The 23562-nt window shown below is 63.3% G+C and carries 23 protein-coding genes; 16 read left to right on the top strand and 7 right to left on the bottom strand.

The features are described 5' to 3' along the window. Positions 1–25: 25 nt before the first annotated feature. From dnaB to rpsF, 5 genes are all read right to left on the bottom strand, one after another. A complete protein-coding gene (gene dnaB / locus N4T19_RS21865; RefSeq protein ID WP_021028348.1) occupies positions 26–1438 on the bottom strand; it encodes a replicative DNA helicase in 1413 nt (470 codons plus the stop codon). A gap of 166 nt (positions 1439–1604) precedes the next feature. Continuing rightward, complete coding sequence (gene rplI / locus N4T19_RS21860) at positions 1605–2057, bottom strand: 50S ribosomal protein L9 (RefSeq protein ID WP_116924777.1); 453 nt, start codon at positions 2055–2057, stop codon at positions 1605–1607. An 11-nt stretch (positions 2058–2068) separates the two neighbouring features. After that, a complete protein-coding gene (gene rpsR, locus N4T19_RS21855; RefSeq protein WP_021028346.1) occupies positions 2069–2350 on the bottom strand; it encodes a 30S ribosomal protein S18 in 282 nt (93 codons plus the stop codon). A gap of 11 nt (positions 2351–2361) precedes the next feature. Further along, positions 2362–2658, bottom strand: a complete 297-nt coding sequence (priB, locus tag N4T19_RS21850) for a primosomal replication protein N (protein WP_116924776.1) — start codon at positions 2656–2658, stop codon at positions 2362–2364. Between the two features lie 11 nt (positions 2659–2669). Further along, the gene (gene rpsF / locus N4T19_RS21845) at positions 2670–3044 is read right to left on the bottom strand and encodes a 30S ribosomal protein S6 (RefSeq protein ID WP_021028344.1); all 375 of its coding nucleotides are present in this window, start codon (positions 3042–3044) and stop codon (positions 2670–2672) included. Between the two features lie 253 nt (positions 3045–3297). On the opposite strand from rpsF, the gene grpE reads away from it, so the two are divergent. From grpE to dnaJ, 4 genes are all read left to right on the top strand, one after another. Continuing rightward, on the top strand, positions 3298–3834 hold the full coding sequence (gene grpE / locus N4T19_RS21840) for a nucleotide exchange factor GrpE (RefSeq protein WP_116924775.1): 537 nt from the start codon (positions 3298–3300) through the stop codon (positions 3832–3834). A gap of 110 nt (positions 3835–3944) precedes the next feature. Beyond that, entirely contained in the window at positions 3945–5873 is a 1929-nt protein-coding gene (dnaK, locus tag N4T19_RS21835) for a molecular chaperone DnaK (protein WP_116924774.1), read from the top strand. A gap of 157 nt (positions 5874–6030) precedes the next feature. Then, the gene (locus N4T19_RS21830; RefSeq protein ID WP_260718997.1) at positions 6031–6372 is read left to right on the top strand and encodes a DUF7709 family protein; all 342 of its coding nucleotides are present in this window, start codon (positions 6031–6033) and stop codon (positions 6370–6372) included. A 24-nt stretch (positions 6373–6396) separates the two neighbouring features. Continuing rightward, complete coding sequence (gene dnaJ, locus N4T19_RS21825; RefSeq protein WP_260718996.1) at positions 6397–7527, top strand: molecular chaperone DnaJ; 1131 nt, start codon at positions 6397–6399, stop codon at positions 7525–7527. Between the two features lie 102 nt (positions 7528–7629). Here the strand turns inward: dnaJ and N4T19_RS21820 are convergent, their stop codons facing one another. Then, positions 7630–8619, bottom strand: coding sequence for a DUF4349 domain-containing protein (locus N4T19_RS21820; protein WP_260718995.1), 990 nt, complete (start codon positions 8617–8619; stop codon positions 7630–7632). A 244-nt stretch (positions 8620–8863) separates the two neighbouring features. Between N4T19_RS21820 and N4T19_RS21815 the strand changes: the two genes are divergently transcribed. From N4T19_RS21815 to accD, 12 genes are all read left to right on the top strand, one after another. After that, positions 8864–9862 carry a LysR family transcriptional regulator gene (locus tag N4T19_RS21815; RefSeq protein ID WP_260718994.1) on the top strand — a complete coding sequence of 333 codons (999 nt, stop codon included), beginning with the start codon at positions 8864–8866 and terminating at the stop codon, positions 9860–9862. Between the two features lie 50 nt (positions 9863–9912). Beyond that, positions 9913–11337, top strand: coding sequence for a 3-isopropylmalate dehydratase large subunit (gene leuC, locus N4T19_RS21810; RefSeq protein ID WP_116924770.1), 1425 nt, complete (start codon positions 9913–9915; stop codon positions 11335–11337). A 16-nt stretch (positions 11338–11353) separates the two neighbouring features. After that, complete coding sequence (locus tag N4T19_RS21805) at positions 11354–11479, top strand: entericidin A/B family lipoprotein (protein ID WP_182345132.1); 126 nt, start codon at positions 11354–11356, stop codon at positions 11477–11479. Between the two features lie 63 nt (positions 11480–11542). After that, positions 11543–12199, top strand: coding sequence for a 3-isopropylmalate dehydratase small subunit (gene leuD / locus N4T19_RS21800; protein ID WP_260718993.1), 657 nt, complete (start codon positions 11543–11545; stop codon positions 12197–12199). An 85-nt stretch (positions 12200–12284) separates the two neighbouring features. After that, positions 12285–13352 carry a 3-isopropylmalate dehydrogenase gene (gene leuB, locus N4T19_RS21795; protein ID WP_116924767.1) on the top strand — a complete coding sequence of 356 codons (1068 nt, stop codon included), beginning with the start codon at positions 12285–12287 and terminating at the stop codon, positions 13350–13352. Between the two features lie 484 nt (positions 13353–13836). Next, positions 13837–14949: an aspartate-semialdehyde dehydrogenase gene (gene asd / locus N4T19_RS21790; RefSeq protein WP_116924766.1), complete on the top strand. Its 1113-nt coding sequence runs from the start codon at positions 13837–13839 to the stop codon at positions 14947–14949. A 336-nt stretch (positions 14950–15285) separates the two neighbouring features. Further along, on the top strand, positions 15286–18063 hold the full coding sequence (locus N4T19_RS21785) for a FimV/HubP family polar landmark protein (RefSeq protein WP_260718992.1): 2778 nt from the start codon (positions 15286–15288) through the stop codon (positions 18061–18063). An 81-nt stretch (positions 18064–18144) separates the two neighbouring features. Continuing rightward, entirely contained in the window at positions 18145–18963 is an 819-nt protein-coding gene (gene truA / locus N4T19_RS21780; protein WP_260718991.1) for a tRNA pseudouridine(38-40) synthase TruA, read from the top strand. A 22-nt stretch (positions 18964–18985) separates the two neighbouring features. Next, positions 18986–19708 (top strand): phosphoribosylanthranilate isomerase, encoded by a 723-nt coding sequence (locus N4T19_RS21775; protein ID WP_116924921.1) that lies wholly within the window; start codon positions 18986–18988, stop codon positions 19706–19708. Further along, positions 19701–20969, top strand: coding sequence for a tryptophan synthase subunit beta (gene trpB / locus N4T19_RS21770; protein WP_021026442.1), 1269 nt, complete (start codon positions 19701–19703; stop codon positions 20967–20969). Before N4T19_RS21775 ends, trpB begins: the two co-directional genes overlap by 8 nt. Beyond that, complete coding sequence (trpA, locus tag N4T19_RS21765; protein ID WP_116924763.1) at positions 20966–21775, top strand: tryptophan synthase subunit alpha; 810 nt, start codon at positions 20966–20968, stop codon at positions 21773–21775. The genes trpB and trpA overlap by 4 nt, the downstream gene beginning before the upstream one ends. A 60-nt stretch (positions 21776–21835) precedes the next feature. After that, positions 21836–22708: an acetyl-CoA carboxylase, carboxyltransferase subunit beta gene (gene accD / locus N4T19_RS21760; RefSeq protein ID WP_021026440.1), complete on the top strand. Its 873-nt coding sequence runs from the start codon at positions 21836–21838 to the stop codon at positions 22706–22708. Positions 22709–22811: 103 nt separating this feature from the next. Here the strand turns inward: accD and N4T19_RS21755 are convergent, their stop codons facing one another. Further along, the gene (locus N4T19_RS21755; RefSeq protein ID WP_116924762.1) at positions 22812–23369 is read right to left on the bottom strand and encodes a YggT family protein; all 558 of its coding nucleotides are present in this window, start codon (positions 23367–23369) and stop codon (positions 22812–22814) included. Positions 23370–23562: the final 193 nt, after the last annotated feature.

Genomic DNA, 23562 nt, shown 5'->3' with positions numbered 1-23562 from the left:
CCAGCCTGCCCGGCGCTGGCGTGCATCAATAGTCGTCGCCGCCCACCGCCAGATTTTCAAAGCGGGTCTGGTTCTTCTGGAAGAACAGCTTGACCGTGCCGGTCGGGCCGTTACGCTGCTTGCCGATGATGACCTCGGCCACGTTGGGTTCATTGCTCTCCTTGTTGTAGTAGTCATCGCGGTAGATGAACATGATGATGTCCGCATCCTGCTCGATGGCGCCCGATTCGCGCAGGTCGGACATCATCGGGCGCTTGTCGGTACGCTGCTCGACCGAGCGGTTGAGCTGCGACAGCGCAATCACCGGGCATTGCAGCTCCTTGGCCAGCATCTTCAATCCGCGCGAGATTTCACCGAGCTCCGTCGCCCGGTTGTCCGAGCTGGCGGCCGAGCCCGAGCCGCTCATCAGCTGCAGGTAGTCGACCACGATCAGGCCAAGCTTGCCGCACTGGCGGGCCAGGCGGCGCGAGTTGGCGCGCAGCTCCGACGGCGTCAGGCCCGGGGTCTCATCGATGTGCAGCGAGACCGTGCGCAGCCGCTCGATCGCCTCGGACAGGCGCGGCCACTCCTCATCGGTCAGCTTGCCGGTACGCAGATTGCCCTGGTTGACCCGGCCGATCGAGCCGACGATACGCACCGCCAATTGGGCGGCACCCATTTCCATTGAGAAGATGGCTACCGGCAGGCCTTCATTGAGCGCCACATGCTCGGCAATGTTCACCGCGAACGAGGTCTTGCCCATCGAGGGGCGCGCGGCCAGCACCACCAGGTCACCGGCCTGCAGGCCGCTGGTCATGCGGTCCAGGTCGGCAAAGCCGGTGGGCACACCGGTCACATCGACCGGGTTGTCCGCCATCTCCTGCACCCGGTCGAGCAGATCCACGACCAGGTTGTCCAGCGACTGGAAGCCCTGCTTCATGCGCGAGCCCTCTTCGCCAATGGCAAAGATCTTCTGCTCGGCTTCGTCCAGAATGCGGTCCACCGTCTTGCCCTGCTGGTTGAAGGCATTGGTAGCGATCTCGTCGCTGGCGGTGACCAGCTTGCGCAGGATCGAGCGCTCGCGCACGATTTCGCCATAGCGGCGGATATTGGTGGCGCTGGGCACATACTGGGCCAGCTGGTTCAGGTAGGCCAGTCCGCCCACCTCTTCGGCCTTGCCGATGCTTTGCAGGTGCTCATAGACCGTGATCACATCGGCGGGCTTGCCGGCATTGATCATGCTGGCCATGGCCGCGAAGATCAGCTTGTGCTCATGGCGGTAGAAGTTGTCTTCGGCCAGCACATCGCCCACCCGGTCCCAGGCGTTGTTGTCCAGCAGCAGCCCCCCCAGCACGCTGGACTCCGACTCGATCGAATGCGGCGGAATGCGCAGCTGCGCCACCTGCTTGTCGGGGGTGATGAAGGCAGTGTCATCCAGGGGGGGAAAGGTCTCTGACATGGGAAATCCAAATGAGCAAACGCTGGCCCGGCAGCCAGCAATCCGCAAGAATAGCGCAGATGCCGCGCAAGGCTGGCAGCGACAAACAAAACCCGCATCCCGGAAACGCTGCGGCCGGGAACGAAAAAGCCGCCCGAGGGCGGCTTGTCAACGCAGAGCGTAGGAATTAAACGTGTTCGCCGTAGACGGACACATTCACTTCCACCACCACGTCGGTGTGCAGAGCCACTTCCACAGCGGTCTCGCTCACGGTCTTGATAGGACCGTTGGGCAGACGCACTTGCGACTTGACCACTTGGAAGCCCATCTTGCCCAGTTCATCAGCGATGTCGTGGTTGGTGACGGAGCCGAACAGACGGCCATCCACACCTGCCTTTTGGGTCAGCTTCACGGTCTGGCCGGACAGCTTCTCGCCTTGTGCTTGGGCAGCAGCCAGCTTTTCAGCAGCAGCCTTTTCCAGCTCAGCGCGCTTGGCTTCGAATTCAGCCTTGGCAGCTTCGGTAGCGCGGCGTGCGCGGCCCGAAGGGATCAGGAAGTTACGTGCGTAGCCGTCCTTGACCTTCACGATTTCACCCAGGTTGCCCAGGTTCACGACCTTGTCGAGCAGAATGATTTGCATGTTCGTGCTCCTTAGATCTTGTGTTGGTCAGAGTAAGGAACCATGGCCAGGAAGCGAGCGCGCTTGATGGCAGTGTTCAGCTGACGTTGGTAGATGGCGCGGGTGCCGGTCAGACGAGCGGGAATGATCTTGCCGTTTTCAGCAACGAAGTCACGCAGGGTGTCGACATCCTTGTAGTCGATTTCTTCGACGCCAGCCACGGTGAAGCGGCAGAAACGCTTGCGCTTGAACAGCAGCGACTGGGTGTTGCGCTTTGGGCGCTTGTCTTTGTTGAATTTCTTGAACGTGGCCATTTTCGGACCTCTCAATAAGTATCTTGTTGAATATCCTGGATGTGCAGAACCAGCGATTTGCTGTTGCGCGGTGTGGCCAAAAAGCCCTGGAATGTCCAGGTGCTCCCTACAGCCTGCCGAGCGATTCGCTCTGCCAGTGCACCAAAGGCAATCGCCTTGAGCACGGCATTGACTTGTCGGGGTTGGTCTGCTTCGGTCTGGGTGGAGCGGTGCTCCAGCACAACATCTACAGCAGGTAGCCCAGCCGGCGTGTATCGCAAAATCTTGATTTCAGCGATGACGGCGGTGACAAGTACGCGGTTCTCCACCTCCTGTGTGATTAACGCTCTGCAGCGGCGTGCTCAGCCTGGTTGGCCTTGCGCGCTTCTTCGCGTTCCACGGTCTTCATCATGGCCGAAGGAGCGGTGTCAGCCTTCTTCTTCTGCACAGTCAGTTGGCGCAGCACAGCGTCGTTGAACTTGAACGCGTGTTCCAGTTCAGCCATCACAGCCTGGTCGGCTTCGATATTCAGGCACAGATAGTGGGCCTTGGCCAGCTTGTTGATCATGTAGGCCAGTTGACGGCGGCCCCAGTCTTCAACGCGGTGGATCTTACCGCCGCCGGCGGTAATCATGCCTTTGTAACGCTCCAGCATAGCTGGAACTTGTTCGCTCTGATCGGGGTGGATCAGCAGCACGATCTCATAGTGACGCATGCAAACTCCTTGTGGATTGCGCCACCCGCTAGTGCACTTGATTGCAAATACAGCGCGGTGTGGCAAGGGAAACCAACGATTATACAAACCAATTCAAAAACCGTCAAACATGGTTTATAAACACGGGCCGCTGCAGACGCCTCGGCGTGCATCTTCCCAAGCGGAAATGCCAAATAAGCCCCTTGAAAAGCAAGGAAATGCCCCCAGGTGCGGCGACAAGAGTCCTTTTTGTTAACGAAATACGAACAGCACCATGTCAGACAACCTCCACCCCGAAGGCCAAAACCCCATGTCCGCCGAAGAGCTGGAAGCCGCTGCCGCTGCCAACCAGTCGCAACTGGAAGCAGAGCTGGCGGAGTTGAAGGCCAAGAATGCCGAGCTCGCCGACCAGTACCTGCGCGCCAAGGCAGAAGTTGAAAACGCGCGCCGCCGCGCCGATGACGAAGTGGCCAAGGCCCGCAAGTTCGGCGTCGAGAGCTTTGCCGAGAGCCTGCTGCCGGTGATCGACAGCCTCGATGCCGCGCTGGCGATCCAGAACGCCAGCCCCGAGCAACTGCGCGAAGGCTCGGACGCCACCTTGCGCCAGCTCGTCTCCGCACTGGAGCGCAACAAGGTGGTCGCGATCAACCCGGCTGCCGGCGACAAGTTCGACCCCCACCACCACCAGGCGATCTCGGCCGTGCCTGCGGCGCAGGACCCCAATACCGTGGTCGCCGTGCTGCAAAAGGGCTATGCCATTGCCGAGCGCGTGCTGCGCCCGGCGCTGGTGACCGTTGCGGCACCACAATAAAACGCAGCTCCCGGCTTTTTTGCGCTGCGCACTTGAACAACGGCCAAAAAGCCACAGATAACAGTCAATCAGGGCGGCTGAGCCGCCCCAACAAATACAGGAGTAGAGAAATGGGAAAGATTATCGGTATTGATTTGGGCACGACCAACAGCTGCGTGGCCGTGATGGAAGGCAACACCACCCGCGTGATCGAAAACAGCGAAGGTGCACGCACCACGCCTTCGATCGTTGCATACCAGGAAGACGGCGAAATCCTGGTGGGCGCTTCTGCCAAGCGCCAGGCCGTCACCAACCCCAAGAACACGATCTACGCTGCCAAGCGCCTGATCGGCCGCAAGTTTGACGAGAAGGAAGTGCAAAAGGACATCGACCTGATGCCTTTCCAGATCGTCAAGGCTGACAACGGCGACGCCTGGGTGCAAGTGCGTGACCAGAAGCTGGCCCCGCCACAGATCTCCGCAGAAGTGCTGCGCAAGATGAAGAAGACCGCCGAGGACTTCCTGGGCGAGCCCGTGACCGAAGCGGTGATCACCGTGCCTGCGTACTTCAACGACGCACAGCGCCAGGCCACCAAGGACGCTGGCCGTATCGCCGGTCTGGAAGTCAAGCGCATCATCAACGAACCGACCGCTGCAGCCCTGGCCTTCGGCCTGGACAAGGGCGGCAAGGGTGACCGAAAGATCGCCGTGTATGACCTGGGCGGCGGCACCTTTGACGTGTCCATCATCGAAATTGCCGATGTGGACGGCGAAAAGCAGTTCGAAGTGCTGTCGACCAATGGCGACACCTTCCTGGGCGGCGAAGACTTCGACCAACGCGTGATCGAATACATCATTGCCGAGTTCAAGAAAGAGCAAGGCGTGGACCTGTCCAAGGATGTGCTGGCGCTGCAACGCCTCAAGGAAGCGGCTGAAAAGGCCAAGATCGAGCTGTCGAGCTCGGCAGCGACCGACATCAACCTGCCCTACATCACCGCTGACGCTTCGGGCCCCAAACACCTGAACATCAAGCTCACCCGCGCCAAGCTCGAGAGCCTGGTCGACGAGCTGATCGAGCGCACCATCGCCCCTTGCCGCACCGCGATCAAGGACGCAGGCATCGCTGTGTCCGACATCGACGACGTGATTCTGGTGGGCGGCATGAGCCGTATGCCCAAGGTGCAAGAGAAGGTCAAGGAATTCTTCGGCAAGGACCCACGCAAGGACGTGAACCCTGACGAAGCCGTGGCCGTGGGCGCTGCCGTGCAAGGCCAGGTGCTGGGCGGTGACCGCTCCGACGTGCTGCTGCTGGATGTGACGCCTCTGTCCCTGGGTATCGAAACCCTGGGCGGCGTGATGACCAAGATGATCACGAAGAACACCACGATCCCGACCAAGTTCGCGCAGACCTACTCGACCGCCGAGGACAACCAGCCTGCCGTGACCATCAAGGTGTTCCAGGGTGAGCGTGAAATCGCCAGCGCCAACAAGCTGCTGGGCGAGTTCAACCTCGAAGGCATTCCAGCCGCACCCCGTGGCACGCCACAGATCGAGGTGACCTTCGACATCGATGCCAACGGTATCTTGAACGTCTCTGCCAAGGACAAGGGCACCGGCAAGGAAAACAAGATCACCATCAAGGCCAGCTCCGGTCTGTCCGAGGACGAGATCCAGAAGATGGTCAAGGACGCCGAGCTGAACGCTGCCGACGACAAGAAGAAGCTCGAGCTGGTGCAGGCCCGCAACCAAGGCGAAGCCGCTGTCCACAGCGTCAAGAAGAGCCTGGGCGAGCATGGCGACAAGCTCGATGCTGCTGAGAAGTCGGCCATCGACACTGCGGTCCAAGCGCTGGAAGAAGCACTGAAGACCGAGGACAAGGACGCGATCGAAGCCAAGACCACGGCCTTGATGACCGCCAGCCAGAAGCTGGGCGAGAAGGTGTATGCCGACGCCCAGGCTGCACAGGCCGGAGCCGCCGGTGCAGCAGCTGGCGCGGCCGGCGCCGCGGCAGCCGATGACAATGTCGTCGACGCCGAAGTCAAGGAAGTCAAGAAGGACTAATCGCCTTCCGACTGGCCCACGCACCCATGCCGGAGTTCGCATTGCCGCACTCCGGCATGGCTTTTCTACAGAGTCGCTCTTTCTTCTGTAGCACGTAGCTCCGGTCAGTGGGCTGCAGGCCCAGTCTCCCTTTCACGCAAGCATCCAAAGGCACACGATGACATCTACTACAGCACCTGCGAGCGACGCACTGCATGTTGCAGAGCTCAGCCGTGTCAACCAGAAGATCACCGATGGCGCAGCAGACCTGCCCGCCGTCACGCTCAAGGACGGCAGCCGGGTGCAGACCGGCACCGTGGCCACCATGCTCTACAACATCGCGCTCTACAATGCCGGCGAGCGCGGCGCTGTTGAACAAGAGCTGAAGATGGCGATTCCCACCTTGTTCAAGGTGGGCTTGTTTGAGTTATTTCCACCGCAGCAATGGATTGACGGCGACAATCCCGGCCGCAGCTTTGTGGGCACCCATGCCTGGGCGTACCTGAACGCCGCTGGTTGAACCCCCACAGAATTCAAGAACACCATGTCCAAACGTGATTACTACGAAGTCCTTGGCCTGAGCAAATCCGCCACGGAAGTCGAAATCAAGACGGCCTACCGCAAGATGGCCATGAAGTACCACCCCGACCGCAACCAGGGCGACAAGGCCAAGGAAGCGGAAGAGAAGTTCAAGGAGTGCAAAGAAGCCTACGAAATGCTCTCCGACAGCCAAAAGCGTGGCGCCTACGACCAGTACGGCCACGCCGGGGTCGATCCCAATATGCGCTCGGGCATGGGCGGCGAGGGCTTTGGTGGTTTTGCCGAATCGTTTGGCGACATCTTTGGCGAGATGTTTGGCGGTGGGCGCCGTGGCGGCGGTGGCCCCCAGGTCTACCGGGGCAACGACCTGTCCTACGCGATGGACATCAGCCTTGAAGAGGCAGCCGCAGGCAAGAACGCGCAGATCAAGATTCCTTCGTGGGACGAGTGCGATACCTGCCATGGCAACGGCGCCAAGCCCGGCACCCAGGTCAAGACCTGCAGCACCTGCCACGGCAGCGGCCAGGTGCAGATGCGCCAGGGCTTTTTCGCAGTGCAGCAGACCTGCCCGCACTGCCGGGGCACCGGCAAGATCATCCCCGAGCCCTGCACCAGCTGCCACGGCCAGGGCCGCACCAAGTCGCAAAAGACCTTGGAAGTGAGCATCCCTGCCGGCATCGACGACGGCATGCGCATCCGCTCCACCGGTGACGGCGAGCCTGGCCAAAATGGCGGCCCGCCCGGCGATCTGTATATCGAGATCCGCGTGCGCAAGCATGAGGTGTTCGAGCGCGATGGCGATGACCTGCACTGCGAAGTGCCGGTCAGCATGGTCACCGCTGCCTTGGGCGGCGAGATCGAAGTGCCTACGCTCAGTGGCAAGGCTGCGATTGACATCCCCGAAGGCACCCAGACCGGCAAGCAGTTCCGCCTGCGCGGCAAGGGCATCAAGGGCGTGCGCGCCAGCTACCCTGGTGACTTGTATGTGCACATCGTCGTCGAGACCCCCGTCAAGCTCACCGAGCACCAGCGCAAGCTGCTCAAGGAACTCGATGAATCGCTGAAAAAGGGCGGCGCCAAGCACACACCCAACAACCAGTCCTGGGCCGACCGTCTGAAGAACCTGTTCACCTGATAGAAAGAAACGCCGCATCCATCCGATGCGGCGCCTCCTTCCTTCGCCAAGCCTAGCCAAGCACCAGCCTCGCTGGTGCTTTTTTCATGGCCGCTGCGCTTGTCAGTCTTGCTTTTCTGCCTGGTTTGCACGCTGCGCCCGCGCGGCGCTGCGGCGCATCCAGCGCCGGATGGCGAAGCGCAGCGGCAGCAGCACCACCAGCGCGAGCGCCAGCAGCCAGGGCAGCGACTGCGCCGCAGTCAGAATCAGCGACTGCACGCTGCGGGTCAGGCCATCCCAGCTGCGCTGCCAGGTTTGCTGCCAGGGGCTGTAGGTGCCGCTGACAATGGCGCGCGTGGGCTGGAAGCGCATCTGCACGAACTGCTTGGCGGTATCGCGATGCAGCAGCGCGCGGTGCGTGTTGGACGCATCGATCTCGGCCTGCACTTGGGAGAGCGTGTCGCGGATGGCCATCAGGTCCTGCAGGCTGCGTTTGACATTCTTCTCCAGCATCAGCGCGCGCAGGCTGTCGCGGTATTCCGTGCGGTTCTTGATTTGTGCCTCCACATCGACCACCTCATAGGTCTTGTCCTCGGTCGTGGTCTGGTGGTTGAGCACGCGGGCCCCAGCGCCCAGCGACGCGGTCAGCGCAGCAAAGTCCTGAGGGCTGACCCGCATCGCCAGCATAGCCTCGGCCGCCGACTGCGGGGTTTCGCGGCGCAGCTGCGAGCCCTCGACATAGCAGTCCAGCCGCTCGCAACGCGCCTTGACCTCCTCCCACAGCTCGGCCAGATCGGCCGCCGGCGTCTCCACCTGGATGCGGTGGCTGATCGCCAAGAAGCGCTCGCTGGGCGCGGCCGCCCCGCCCTGGCCCATGGCCATATCGGCAGCGGGCGCTGCCTCCATCGTCGCCATCTTGGCCATGGAGCGGGCCGCCATAGGCGCTACCGGCGCGGGCGCAGCCGGGGTGGCCATGTGGGCCTCGGCCGTCGATGCGCCCTGCCCGGCATCTGGCGAGCAGCCGGCCAGCAGGGCCGCCACCGCGATGGCAACGGCCGCCAGGCCACCAGGACGCGCATTGAACAGGCCAACAGAAGGGGAGCGAGAAAACATGGGTGATTCCGTTTCTAGAGCATCGCTGCTTGCGATGTCTGCTCAATCGCGGTGAGACTGCCCAATGGGGTGATGCCTTTACAAAAACGAACACATTCAGCGCAGATTTGTGAAGGCCGTTGTTGGCGCAAGCGGCTACGTTTTCATGCAAATGACACATCAGCCATCGCCATCCGCGATACCAAACGCGATATTTGGCGATAAAATGGCTGCTGATTTCTAAAAACACGATACCTCCCCCGCCATGAAAAGCTCAGAGCGCAGTTTTGCGCGCCGCATTGACCTGACCTCGCTCCAGCTGTTTGTGGCGGTGTGCGAGCTGGGCAGCATTGGCCGGGCGGCGGAGCGGGAGTTCATCGCGGCCTCGGCCGTCAGCAAGCGCCTGTCCGACCTGGAAACGGCCGTCGACACCCAGCTGCTGTACCGCCACAGCCGGGGTGTGACGTTAACGCCAGCGGGAGAGAGCCTGCTGCACCATGCCCGCAATGTGCTGTTCGGGCTGGAGCGCATGCAAGGCGAATTGAGCGAATACGCCGATGGCGTGCGCGGCCATGTGCGCATCCATGCCAATATTTCGGCGATCGTGCAGTTTCTGCCCGAGGACCTGGGCAGCTTTGCCCGTTCGCACAGCCAGATCAAGATCGACCTGCAGGAGCACCTCAGTGCGCAGGTGATCCAGGCGGTGCACGAAGGCACGGCCGACCTGGGCATCTGCAACCCCGATGCCGTTGCCAACACCGCCGAGCTCGATCTGCAGTCGCGCCCCTACCGCAGCGACCACCTGATGCTGGTGGTGCCGCTGGACCATGCACTGGCCCAGCGCAACAGCATCAGTTTTGAAGAAGCGCTGGAATGGGACATTGTCGGCCTGCAATCGGGTAGCAGCATCAGCCAGGCCATGCGCACCGCATCGGCCCAGCTGCGCCGGCCGCTGCGCCAGCGCATCCAGGTCACGAGCCTGGACGCCATGTGCCGCATGATCGACAACGGCCTGGGCATCGGCCTGCTGCCCGACCGCGCCTTTGCGCTGATGCATGGCGTGGGCAACCTGCGCGGCATCCGCTTGGCCGACGCCTGGGCGCAGCGCGAGCTGCGGCTGATGGCGCGTGATTTTGAGGCGCTGCCGGTCACCGCCCGCCTGCTGGTCGAGCACCTGAGCCCCCGGTCTGCCAATGAGGACCAGGCCACCGACCAGCAGGACGCGGACCTGGCCGTGCACCTGCAGACCTTTGCGCATCTTTGATATCCAGCATTTAGCCCCTTGATGAGACCCTTGACCCAAAGAGAACCACGATGACCGGACGCACCCTCTACGACAAGATTTTTGACGAGCACACCATCCACACCGAAGAGGATGGCACCGCCGTGCTGTATATCGACCGCCATCTGGTGCACGAAGTCACCAGCCCTCAGGCGTTTGAAGGTCTGCGCATGGCGGGCCGCAAGCTCTGGCGCGTGAGCTCCGTGGTCGCCACCGCCGACCACAACACCCCCACCACCGGTTGGGAACGCGGCTATGACGGCATCGAGGACCCGATCAGCAAGGAGCAGATCGTCACCTTGAATGACAACATCGGCGAATTCGGCGCCGCCGCCTTCTTCCCCTTCATGGACAAGGGCCAGGGCATCGTCCACGTGATGGGCCCCGAGCAAGGCGCCACCCTGCCCGGCATGACCGTGGTCTGCGGCGACAGCCACACCAGCACCCATGGCGCCTTTGGCGCGCTGGCCCACGGCATCGGCACCTCCGAGGTCGAGCACGTGATGGCCACGCAGACGCTGCTGGCCAAGAAGGCCAAGAACATGCTGATCAAGGTGGATGGCAAGGTGGCCCCGGGCGTGACCGCCAAGGACATCGTGCTGGCCATCATCGGCCGCATCGGCACCGCAGGCGGCACCGGCTACACCATCGAGTTTGCCGGCTCGGCCATCCGCGACCTGTCCATCGAAGGCCGCATGACGGTCTGCAATATGGCCATTGAAGCCGGCGCCCGCGCAGGGCTCGTCGCGGTGGACAGCAAGACCATCGACTACGTCAAGGGCCGCCCGCTGGCGCCTACCGGCGTCGAATGGGACCAGGCCGTCAGCTACTGGAAGACCTTGCACTCCGACGTCGATGCCAAGTTCGACACCGTGGTCACCCTGCGCGCCGAAGACATCGTTCCCCAGGTCACCTGGGGCACCAGCCCCGAGATGGTGCTGGGTGTCGATGCCACCGTGCCCGATCCGGACAAGGAAAAGGACCCGAACAAGCGCGGCGCCATCGAACGCGCGCTGACCTATATGAACCTGGAGCCAGGCAAGCCGATCAACGACATCTTCGTCGACAAGGTGTTCATCGGCAGCTGCACCAACAGCCGCATCGAAGACATGCGTGAAGCCGCTGCCGTGGTCAAGAAACTGGGCCAGAAAGTGGCCAAGAATGTGAAGCTGGCGATGGTGGTTCCGGGCTCGGGTCTGGTCAAGGCCCAGGCCGAGGCCGAGGGCCTGGACCAGATCTTCACCGCCGCCGGCTTTGAGTGGCGCGAGCCCGGATGCTCGATGTGCCTGGCGATGAACGCCGACCGCCTCGAGCCCGGTGAGCGCTGCGCATCGACCAGCAACCGCAACTTCGAAGGCCGCCAGGGCGCCGGGGGCCGCACCCATCTGGTCAGCCCCGCGATGGCTGCAGCCGCTGCCGTGCACGGCCACTTTGTGGACATCCGCCGTTTTGCATGACCCCAGGAGCTATGCGATGAAAAACCGTTTTGCCTTCTTCACCATCGCGCTCGCCGCGCTGCTGTCGGGCTGCAACACTGTCCACGGCATTGGCCAGGACGTGCAGGGGGCGGGCAACGCCATCTCGCGCGCAGCACGCTAACCCCATCCCATACACCGCTGGCCACGCTCAGCCCATGAACGTGGCCAGCCCAAAGGCTTGAACATGCAAAAATTCACCATCCACACCGGCCTCGTGGCACCCATGGACCGCGAGAACGTCGACACCGACGCCATCATCCCCAAGCAGTTCCTCAAGTCGATCAAGAAGACCGGCTTTGGCGTCAACGCCTTTGACGAATGGCGCTACCTGGACCAGCCCGGCCAGCCAGGCGTGCCCGAGTCCGCCCGCAAGCCCAACCCGGACTTTGTGCTCAACCAGCAGCGCTACCAGGGCGCCAGCATCCTGATTGCCCGCAAGAACTTTGGCTGCGGCTCCAGCCGCGAGCACGCGCCCTGGGCGCTGGACCAGTTTGGCTTCCGCGCCATTCTCGCCCCCAGCTTTGCCGATATCTTCTTCAACAACTGCTTCAAGAACGGCCTGCTGCCCATCGTGCTGCCCGAGGCCACGATCGACATGCTGTTCAACGAAGTCGCGGTGCATCCCGGCTACAGCCTGACCATCGACCTGGACCAGCAGGTCATCCTGCGCCCCGGTGGCGAAACCATCCCTTTCGATGTGATCGCCTTTCGCAAGTACTGCCTGCTCAACGGCTTTGATGACATTGGCTTGACGCTGCGCCACAAGGACAAGATCCAGGCCTATGAAGCCAACCGCCTGGCCACCAAGCCCTGGCTGGCACACAGCCTGGTGCAAGCCTAGGCCTGAGCGCCGCGCGCATCCCTTTCACGCCATCCCCGCTGCGCCCCCCCGGGCGCAGCCCTGCCATCCTGACTGAGAAAAAACCATGAAAATCGCTGTATTGCCCGGAGACGGCATTGGTCCAGAAATCGTTGCAGAAGCCGTGAAGGTGCTCGACGCCCTGAAGCTCGACCTGCACCTGCAAAGCGCACCTGTCGGTGGCGCCGCCTATGAGGCCTCCGGCCACCCGCTGCCACCCGCCACGCTGGAGCTTGCCAAGGCATCGGACGCGATCCTGTTTGGCGCCGTGGGCGACTGGAAGTACGACACGCTCGAGCGCGCGCTGCGCCCCGAGCAGGCGATCCTGGGCCTGCGCAAGGCGCTGGGCCTGTTTGCCAACTTCCGCCCCGCGATCTGCTACAAGGAGCTGACCCACGCCTCCAGCTTGAAGCCCGAGCTGGTGTCCGGCCTCGACATCCTGATCATCCGCGAGCTGACCGGCGATATCTATTTCGGCCAGCCGCGCGGCCGCCGCAGCGCACCGGACGGTCACTTCCCCGGCGCCGAAGAAGCCTTCGACACGATGCGCTACACCCGCCCCGAGATCGAGCGCATCGGCCATGTCGCCTTTCAGGCCGCGCAAAAGCGCAGCAAGCGCGTGACCAGCGTGGACAAGGCCAATGTGCTGGAAACCTTCCAGCTGTGGAAGGACGTGATGACCGACGTGGGCAAGCAGTACCCTGATGTGCAGTTGGACCACATGTATGTGGACAACGCCGCGATGCAGCTGGTCAAGGAACCCAAGCGTTTTGACGTGGTCGTCACCGGCAATATGTTTGGCGACATCCTGAGCGACGAAGCCTCGATGCTGACCGGCTCGATCGGCATGCTGCCCTCGGCCAGCCTCAACGACAAGAAGCAAGGCCTGTACGAACCCAGCCACGGCTCGGCACCGGACATCGCCGGCAAGGGTGTTGCCAACCCGCTGGCCACCATCCTGTCGGCGGCGATGATGCTGCGCTTTAGCCTGGGCCAGGAAGCCGCTGCCCAGAAGATCGAAGCGGCTGTGCAAAAGGTGCTGGCCCAGGGCCTGCGCACGCCAGACATCTACAGCGAAGGCACGACCAAGGTCGGCACGCAGCAAATGGGTGATGCCGTGGTGGCGGCACTGTAATCAAGCGACCTCACAAGTCTCCAAGAGCGACCTGCGGGTCGCTTTTTTGCGCCTGCAGATCGATAAATCGCTGGTACTGCGCAAGCAAGCACCCCGTTTCAACAACAAAACGACGACAGAAGCACGGCGCTCTTTCTACTTTAGTCATTTCGACGAAATAAAAAACCATAAATGGTCGAAAAATAGTTTTTAATATCGTATATGCATGCGCTTCGATGCGCCAGCACTCGAAATTTATAAAAATTTCTGCACAGGTTTTAAAATTTGGCGCTAGAATAGCTTCCTATGTCTGCGCACTGCCCTATTTCTTGGCTGAACCCCATCACCCCCATTGAGGCGGGTATGGCTGCGCGCGCATACACATTCACAACCACCACGAAGATTACCGGCTGATCCAGCCTGGTTCGTCGTGCGCCTCCCCCTGGCCGACGAGCCAGGCCCTCAGCCCCACGTGGTATTTCCTTTAGGTACACAAGGGCGTTTTATGAGCAAGCAATTGGTAGGTTTGGTGGGCTGGCGCGGCATGGTCGGCTCGGTGTTGATGGACCGCATGCAGGCAGAAGGTGACTTCGCGCTGATCGAGCCGGTGTTTTTCTCGACCTCCAACGCAGGCGGCAAGGCCCCGGCGATGGCGACCGTGCACACCCAGCTCAAGGATGCCAATGACATTGCCGAGCTGTCCAAGTGCGACATCATCATCACCTGCCAAGGCGGCGACTACACCAAGGAAGTCTTCCCCCAGATCCGTGCTGCCGGCTGGAATGGCCACTGGATCGATGCCGCCTCTTCGCTGCGCATGCAGGACGACGCCGTCATCGTGCTCGACCCCGTCAATGACGCGCTGATCCAGCGCAAGCTGGCCGCTGGCGGCAAGAACTGGATTGGCGGCAACTGCACCAACTCCATCTTGCTGATGGGCCTGTCGGGCCTGTTCAACGCCGGTCTGGTCGAATGGGTCTCGTCGATGACCTACCAGGCCGCGTCCGGCGGCGGCGCCAACCACATGCGCGAACTGCTCAAGGGCATGGGCGTGGTGCACGCTGCCGTGGCCGATGAGCTGGCTACGCCCGCATCGGCCATTTTGGAGATCGACCGCAAGGTCGCCCAAACCATCCGCAGCGATGTGCCCACCGAATTCTTTGGCGCCCCCTTGGCCGGCGGCCTGATCCCCTGGATCGATGCCCAGCTGGACAACGGCCAGTCCAAGGAAGAGTGGAAGGGCCAGGCCGAGGTCAACAAGATCCTGGGCACCGATGCCACCATCCCCGTCGACGGCCTGTGCGTGCGCATTGGCGCGATGCGCTGCCACAGCCTGGCGCTGACGCTGAAGCTCAACAAGGACCTGCCGCTGGCCGAGATCGAAGCACTGATCAAGGGCGGCAACGACTGGGTCAAGTGGGTGCCCAACGAGCGCGCCGTGACCGTCCAGGAACTGACCCCGGCTGCCGTGACCGGTGGCCTGGAAGTGGCCGTCGGCCGGGTGCGCAAGCTGAACATGGGCCCCGAGTACGTCTCGGCCTTCGTGATCGGTGACCAGCTGCTGTGGGGCGCTGCCGAGCCGCTGCGCCGCATGCTGCGCATCCTGCTGGCCGCTTGATGCCCGCCTGATTCGTCAGCAGCCCAACCATCCCACCTTCCGGATCTGCTCCCAGCAGCTGGAAGGTGTTTTTCATAGTGCGTTGGCGCAGGCCTCAGGCACGGCGCTGCTCGGCACCCGCCTTCTGGAGAGTTGCTCCGGAACAACAATCGAACAGGCCGGAGCGAGCCCAAGCACCCTATCAAATGAGATGCCCATTCCTTAACTTGTCACCCCAACACATTACTGTTAAGGTTCTTTTTACTGATAATTACCGATTTCGCGTCTTAGGGGGAGGGCTTTCTCATGGGTACAAAAACAACCCCGCGCGCTTCTACTATTCAATCAAATAGCACTATGCATCGCTGGAAAATCACTGCGCTTGCCGCCGCCATGGCAGCCTTTGGCCTGTACACAGGGGAAGCATCAGCGCTCGCGCTGGGCAAGATCAATGTGAAATCCGCGCTGGGCGAGCCCCTGCGCGCGGAAATCGAAGTTCCGCAGATCACCGACGCCGAAGCCGATACCTTGCAGGTCAAGACGGCCTCGTCGGCCGTCTTCCGCACCCAGGGCATGGACTACTCGGGCACGGCCAGCGCCGTGCGCGCCCAGCTGCAGCGCCGCGCCAATGGCACAGCCGTGATCGTGCTGACCACGCAGCGGCCGGTCAACGACCCCTTTGTCGACTATGTGATCGACGCCAACTGGAATTCCGGCCAAGTCGTGCGCAGCTACACCATGCTGTTCGACCCGCCCAACCTGCGCAAGCCCGAACCCGCCGTCACGGTGGCCCCACAGCTGAGCGCAGCCGCCGCCCCAGCAGCGCGCCCACCGGCGCCACCTGTGCGCGTGATCGAAGAACCCCTGGCATCGGCCACGCCAGCGCCTGCCCCGGCCACCCGCAGTGCTGCAGCACCACGCCCTGCACCAGCACCACGCGCCAACATTCCGCCCAGCGCCAGCAACAACAGCGGTGGCGACACCGTGCGCACCCAACGGGGTGACACGCTGGGCCGCATCGCCGCGCAGAACAAGCCCGCTGATATCTCGCTCGACCAGATGCTCATCGCCGTGATGCAGAGCAACCCGCACGCCTTTGTCGGTGGCAACGTCAACCGCATGAAGGCAGGTGTCACGCTGACCATGCCGACGGCCGAGCAGGCCCGCGCGGTATCGCCCCGCCAGGCGCGCCAGATGGTGGCCGCACAAAGCCGCGACTTCAACAGCTACCGCAGCCAGCTCGCGGCCAAGGCCGCGCCCGCCCAGGTCGCCACCGATACGCGCGCTGCCAGCGGCAAGGTCGAGGCCTCGGTGGACGACAAGAAGCCCCAGAGCGTGGCACCGGACCAGCTCAAGCTGAGCAAGGAAGCGGCCAAGGGCACGAAGTCGGCCGAAGCCAGCGTCGCCAGCGCCCAGCAGGCCAATGCGGTCCAGGAGCGCAGCTCCGAGCTGAACAAGAACATCGAAGAGCTCAACAAGCTCAAGCAAGCCGCTGCGGGCACCGCAGCCTCGGCGGCATCCGCGGGCGTCCCGGCAGACGCCAAGCCTGCCGCTACGGCCACCGTTGCTGCCACGGGCAATGGGCCTGCAGCCGCTGCACCTGGTGCTACGCCGGCGCCTGCTGCAGGCACGACTGCACCTGCTGCACCCGCAACGCCTGCGGCAACGGCCCCAGCACCGGCAGCAGCCCCCGCTACCGCGCCCGCCGCAGCGCCTGCTGCTGGCACCGGTGACAGCGCTGCGCCTGCAGCAGCGCCCGCTCCTGCCCCGGCACCCAAACCCAAGCCCACTCCAGCTCCCGCGCCGGTCGAAGAGCCCAGCTTTGTCGATGAGCTGCTGGGCAACCCTCTGATGCCCGTGGCTGGCGGCCTGGTCATCCTCGCGCTGCTCGGCGGCCTGTGGTACCGCAACAAAAAACGCAACGAAGGCGTTAACGCCGCGACCGACTCGGTGCTCGAGAGCAGCCTGGCCCAGGACTCGTTCTTTGGCGCCAGCGGTGGCCAGCACATCGACACCTCGGTGAGCGCGATGACCACCGGCAACTCCTCGCTGGCCTACACCCCCAGCCAGCTCGATGCCGGAGATGTCGATCCGGTGGCCGAAGCCGATGTCTACCTGGCCTACGGCCGTGACCTGCAGGCCGAGGAAATCCTCAAGGAAGCGCTGCGCACCAGCCCAACCCGCAGCGCGCTGCATGCCAAGCTGGCCGAGATCTACGCCAAGCGCAAGGACCGCCTGGCGCTGGAGAGCATCGCCAAGGATGCCCGCCAGCTGACCGGTGGCACCGGCCCCGACTGGTTGCGCATCGCCGCGCTGGGCCAGGAGCTGGACGCGGCCAACCCGATCTACCAGAACAGCACCGCTGCGGTGCCTTCTGCGGCCGAGATCGCCACGCCTGCCGCGCTGGCCGCCGCCGCCGCTGCTGCGCGCGCCGAGCCGATTCCATTCGAGAACACGCTACCGCCCACGACGATGGCGGCCTCCAGCCCTGCCAGCGCATTCAGCCCCTCCACCGGTCTGGATTTCGCGATGAGCAGCCAGCTGACCGAGACCCCGGATGCCGCCTCGCAGTTCCAGGCACCGGCAGCGCCCGCCACCCCGGTGGCCGCGCCACCTGCGCCGGCCGCTGATGCGGGCCTGGCTTTCGAAGCGCTGGCGCCTGCCGCAGGCAAGCCCGCACTGTCGATGGAAGACTTTGACCGCCAGCTGGCCGAAGCGCTGAGCATTCCGTCCGAGCTCTCGCCCAGTGCCAACCACAGCGCCGCGCAGAGCCTGGAGACCCAGCCTGGCTCGCTAGACTTCCAGCTGAGCGACTTCGACAGCCAAAGCACGGCGCAGATGCCTATCGGCGACAAGACCATGCCGACGATGGACTTTGACATGACCTCGCTGTCGCTGGACCTGCCCAGCAGTGGCGAGCCCGACCACACCCATCCGGTCACCCTGGCCGATGACATGGCCGGTCTGGAGATCGATGACAGCGATCCGCTGGCCACCAAGCTGACCCTGGCCCAGGAATTCCTGGCCATCGGCGACAAGGAAGGCGCGCGCTCGCTGGCCGAAGAAGTCATGGCCGAGTCGTCCAGCGCCACGGTCAAGGCCCAGGCCCAGCGCCTGCTGGACCAAAGCCGCTAACCCGCAGCCGCTCCTTGGCACCAGCCCCGCTCTGCGGGGCTTTTTCATGGCCGGGTGGGCCGGCAGCCTTATGATGGCGCCATGCGAATCGCCCTGGGCATCACCTACAACGGACAGGCCTACCAGGGCTGGCAAAGCCAGCCCAGCGGCAACACTGTCCAAGACCATCTTGAAGCGGCGCTGAGCCGCTTTGCCGCCTCCCCCCTCTCCACCATTTGCGCTGGCCGCACCGATGCCGGTGTGCACGGCCTCATGCAGGTGGTGCATTTCGACGCCCCTGTCGAGCGTACTGAAGCCTCCTGGGTGCGGGGCACCAACACCTTCTTGCCCAAGGACATAGCCGTGCAATGGGCGCGCAGCGTGCCCGATGCCTTCCACAGCCGCGCCTGCGCCACATCACGCCGCTATGGCTATGCCTTGCTGCAGTCGCCGGTGCGCCCCAGCGTGGAGCATGGCAGGGTCGGCTGGGTGTTCCAGCCGCTGGATCTGCAGGCCATGGAGCGCGCGGTGCAGTATCTGCTGGGCGAGCATGATTTCTCCTCGTTCCGCGCCGCCGGCTGCCAGGCCAAGTCGCCCGTCAAGACCTTGTATGCGATCAATATTGGCCGCAGCGCCCAGCGCGCCAGTGCCTCGCGCGATGGCGTGCCGTCCTGCTACTGGCGCTTTGATTTCCAGGGCAGCGCCTTCCTGCACCACATGATCCGCAACATCATGGGCTGCCTGGTCGTGATTGGCCAGGGCACCAAGCCGCCAGAGTGGATGCAAGAGGTGCTCGACGCGCGCAGCCGCGAGACCGCCGCCCCCACCTTCTCGCCCGATGGCCTGTACTTTCTGGGCCCGCAGTACGATGCGCACTGGGGCCTGCCCAGCGAGGCCATATCGTTTGACTGGTTTGCCTGAACAAGGAGCTCCATTGACCGCCATGCAAGCAACTGCGGGCCGCACCCGCATCAAGATCTGTGGCCTGACCCGCGAACAGGATGTGGACGCGGCCGTGGCCGCCGGCGCCGATGCCATCGGCTTTGTGCTCTACCCCGCCAGCCCCCGGGCCGTGACCGCCGAGCGCGCCGCTGAGCTGGCTCGCCGCCTGCCCGCCTTCGTCACCCCCGTGCTGCTGTTTGTCAACGAGACCCCGGCCCAGGTAATGGCTGCCTGCGCCCGCGTGCCCGGCGCCATCGCCCAGTTCCATGGCGACGAGAGCCCGGAGCAATGCCTGGCGTCGACGGGCGGCGGCGAGCGCAGCTTTTTGCGCGCCGCACGCATACCCCTTGGCGACGCTGCGGTGCAGTTCGACCTCGTAGAATATGCCCATCGATATTCACACGCCAAGGCCATCCTGCTCGACGCCCATGTCGAGGGGTTCGGCGGCGGCGGCAAAGCATTCAATTGGTCACTGCTTCCAACAAACGTAGCCTCTCATCTCGTTTTGTCTGGTGGACTCACGCCTGCAAACGTGACCGATGGCATTGTGCAAGTCAGACCGCGCTGCATCTCGCTCGCGGTGGATGTGAGCTCCGGCGTTGAGATGACTGGTGCCGATGGCAAACCCATCAAGGGCACCAAGGACGCCGAAAAAATCCAACAGTTTGTCGCTGCCGTGCGTGCCGCTGACACACTACTTGCCAAGAATCCCTTCCATGTTTGAATACCAGCAACCCGATACCGCGGGCCATTTCGGCCCCTATGGCGGCAGCTTTGCCAGCGAAACCCTGACCCACGCCCTGGTCGAGCTGCGCGAGGCCTATGACAAGTACCAGAATGATCCGGAGTTCCTGCGTGAATTCCAGTACGAGCTGGCCCACTATGTCGGCCGCCCCTCGCCCGTCTACCACGCAGCGCGCATGTCGCGCGAGATGGGTGGCGCGCAGATCTACCTCAAGCGCGAGGACCTCAACCACACCGGCGCCCACAAGATCAACAATGTGATCGGCCAGGCCATGCTCGCCAAGCGCATGGGCAAGCCGCGCATCATTGCCGAGACCGGCGCCGGCCAGCACGGCGTGGCGACGGCCACCATCTGCGCCCGCTATGGCCTCGAATGCGTGGTCTACATGGGCAGCGAAGACGTGCGCCGCCAAAGCCCGAACGTCTACCGCATGAAGCTCTTGGGCGCCACCGTGGTGCCGGTCGAGTCGGGCAGCAAGACCTTGAAGGACGCTCTCAACGAAGCGATGCGCGACTGGGTGGCCAATGTGGACAACACCTTCTACATCATCGGCACCGTCGCTGGCCCCCACCCCTACCCGATGATGGTGCGCGATTTCCAGAGCGTGATCGGCAACGAGTGCCTGACCCAGATGCCGGCGCTGTTCAAGGAACAGAACATGGCTGCCGAGCAGCCCGATGCCGTGATCGCCTGCGTGGGTGGCGGCAGCAACGCGATGGGCATCTTCTACCCCTATATCCCCTATGAGAACACGCGCCTGATCGGCGTGGAAGCGGCCGGTGAAGGCCTGGACAGCGGCAAGCACTCGGCGTCGCTGCAGCGCGGCTCGTCTGGCGTGCTGCATGGCAACCGCACCTTCATCCTGCAGGACGACAACGGCCAGATCACCGAAACCCATTCGATCAGTGCAGGTCTCGACTATCCCGGCGTGGGCCCCGAGCACGCCTGGTTGCAGGAAATCGGCCGCGCCCAGTATGTCGGCATCACCGACCAGGAGGCGCTTGACGCCTTCCACTACCTGTGCCATACCGAGGGCATCATCCCGGCGCTGGAGTCGAGCCATGCGGTGGCCTATGCGATGAAGCTGGCCAAGACCATGCGCGCCGACCAGTCCATCCTCGTGAGCCTGTCAGGCCGGGGCGACAAGGACATTGGCACGGTGGCCGACCTCTCGGGCGTCGACTTTTATGCCCAACCCTCCAGCCGCGGCGTGGCCGTCAAGGGAAGCTACACCAAATGAGCCGTATCGCCGCAACTTTTGACCAGCTGAAACTGGCCGGCCGCAAGGCCTTGATCCCCTATGTCACTGCCGGCTTTCCGTTTGCCGACATCACGCCTGCGCTGATGCATGGCATGGTCGATGCCGGCGCCAATGTGATCGAGCTGGGCGTGCCCTTCTCGGACCCGATGGCCGATGGCATCGTCATCCAGAAGGCCGGAGAAAAAGCCCTGTCGCTGGGCATCGGCATGAAGCAGGTGCTGGCCATGGTGGCCGAGTTCCGCGTCAAGGACAACACCACCCCTGTGGTGCTGATGGGCTACGCCAACCCGGTCGAGCGCTATGACCAGCTGCATGGCAAGGGCGCCTTTGTGCGCGATGCCGCTGCCGCCGGAGTCGATGGCCTGCTGGTGGTAGACTACCCGCCCGAAGAATGCGAAGCCTTTGCGGCCGATCTGCGTGCGCATGGCATGGACCTCATCTTCCTGCTGGCGCCCACCTCCACGCAAGAGCGCATGCAGCAGGTGGCGCGCGTGGCCAGTGGCTATGTGTACTACGTCTCGCTCAAGGGCGTCACCGGTGCGGGCACGCTCGATACCGGCGCCGTCGAGGCGATGCTGCCGCTGATCCGCCAGCATGTGCACATCCCTGTGGGCGTGGGCTTTGGCATTCGCGATGCGCAGACGGCCCAGGCCATCGGCAAGGTGGCCGATGCCGTGGTGATCGGCACCCGCATCATCCAGCTGATCGAAAACCAGCCGCACGAGAAAGTCGTGGCGCTGGTCTCCGATTTTTTGCGTGGCATCCGCAAGGCGCTTGACGCATAATGCGCCTCCTGGGCTGCGCCGTGCGCAGCCCCTTGAGTGCGAGAGCAAAGGAAAACAACCATGTCCTGGCTAGAGAAACTGTTACCCGCCAAGATCCAGCACACCGACCCGGCCGAGCGTCGCCAGATGCCCGAAGGTCTGTGGATCAAGTGCCCTGCATGCGAAGCCGTGCTGTACAAGGCCGACCTGGAGCACAACTTCAATGTCTGCCCCAAGTGCAGCCACCACCACCGCATGTCGGCGCGCGCGCGCCTGAACCAGTTCCTCGACGCCGAAGGCCGCTACGAGATTGGCCAGGAAGTGCTGCCCGTCGATGCGCTGAAGTTCAAGGACAGCCGCAAGTACCCCGAGCGCCTCAAGGAAGCGCTGGAAAACACCGGCGAGACCGATGCACTGGTCGTCATGGGTGGCTCGGTCAAGAGCATCAACCTGGTGGTCGCCTGCTTCGAGTTTGAATTCATGGGCGGCTCGATGGGCTCGGTCGTTGGCGAGCGCTTTGTGCGCGGCGTTGAAACCGCCATCGAGCAAAAGGTGCCGTTTGTGTGCTTTACCGCCACCGGCGGCGCGCGCATGCAGGAGGGCCTGCTCAGCCTGATGCAGATGGCCAAGACCAATGCCGCGCTGACCCGATTTGCCAAGAAGGGCCTGCCCTACATCAGCGTGCTGACCGACCCGACGATGGGCGGCGTGTCTGCCGGTTTTGCCTTCATGGGCGATATCGTCATGGCCGAGCCCAAGGCGCTGATCGGCTTTGCCGGCCCGCGCGTGATCGAGAACACCGTGCGCGTCAAGCTGCCAGAGGGCTTCCAGCGCGCCGAGTTCCTGCAGCAAAAGGGTGGCGTGGACATGATTGTCGACCGCCGCGAGCTGCGCGACCGCATTGCCAGCAGCCTGGCCATGCTGCAGCGCCTGCCCGCTGACGCGGTGGCCTGATCGGCCCGGCGCGGCCCAGTGGCCCCGCTTGGGGCGCTAAACACCCACAAAAAAACCGCCTCTGGCGGTTTTTCTGCGTCTGGGCTCCGGCCCCACTACCGTATCACACCGCCATCAACAGGCGCGACTGCAGGTGGGCCAGCATGATGGAGATGATCTGCAAGCCCACGAGCAGCACGATGGGCGACAGATCGACCCCGCCAATGAGCGGAATGACCTTGCGCAAGGGGCGCAGCAGCGGCGCGGTGAGCTGGTGGAACACGGCATTCATCACTGCATTGCCCGAGGACAGCCAGGACAGCACGGCGTGCACCAGGGTCACCACCACCATCGTGGAGATGGCGATATTGGCCACGCCAATGGTGGCGACCACCAGCACCGACAGCAGTGATGCCAGGCCGCCCGAGACCAGCCACAGCAGCACAAACTGGACCACCTGCACCAGCCAGGCACCCAGGATGCTGGCCCAGTCGCCACCGGGCAGCCCCTTGGTGATCCTGCGCAAGGGCAGCACCATCCAGCTGGTCAGCGCCAGCACCAGCTGCCCCAGCGGGTTGTTGAAGGAGATGCGCTGGTACTGCATGTACCAACGCAGCAGGCATGCGCCGGTCAGCAGACCGCCTGCAATATTGAGCAGCAGGGACAGGATTTGAAAAAGCATCGGTGTTTCCAGTCGGGATCGGTCCCGATTGCGCAAAATTTGCTATTGAATTTGCTATTAAAAATGAAGCTGACAGGCCCATTGCAAAGGGCTTGAAGCAGTTATTCTAGGCTCGCAGTGTGCGCCAGTGGCCGCAAATCCCCCTGGCGGCCAGGGACGAAAAGCGGTGCAGCAGTCGGACACTACGGCAATT

It is taken from the genome of Comamonas squillarum, assembly GCF_025309455.1.
GTDB classification, from domain to species: Bacteria; Pseudomonadota; Gammaproteobacteria; order Burkholderiales; family Burkholderiaceae_C; genus Comamonas; species Comamonas squillarum.
The sequence above is the reverse complement of the archived record's forward strand: the minus strand, read 5'-3'. Positions and strand labels throughout refer to the sequence as shown.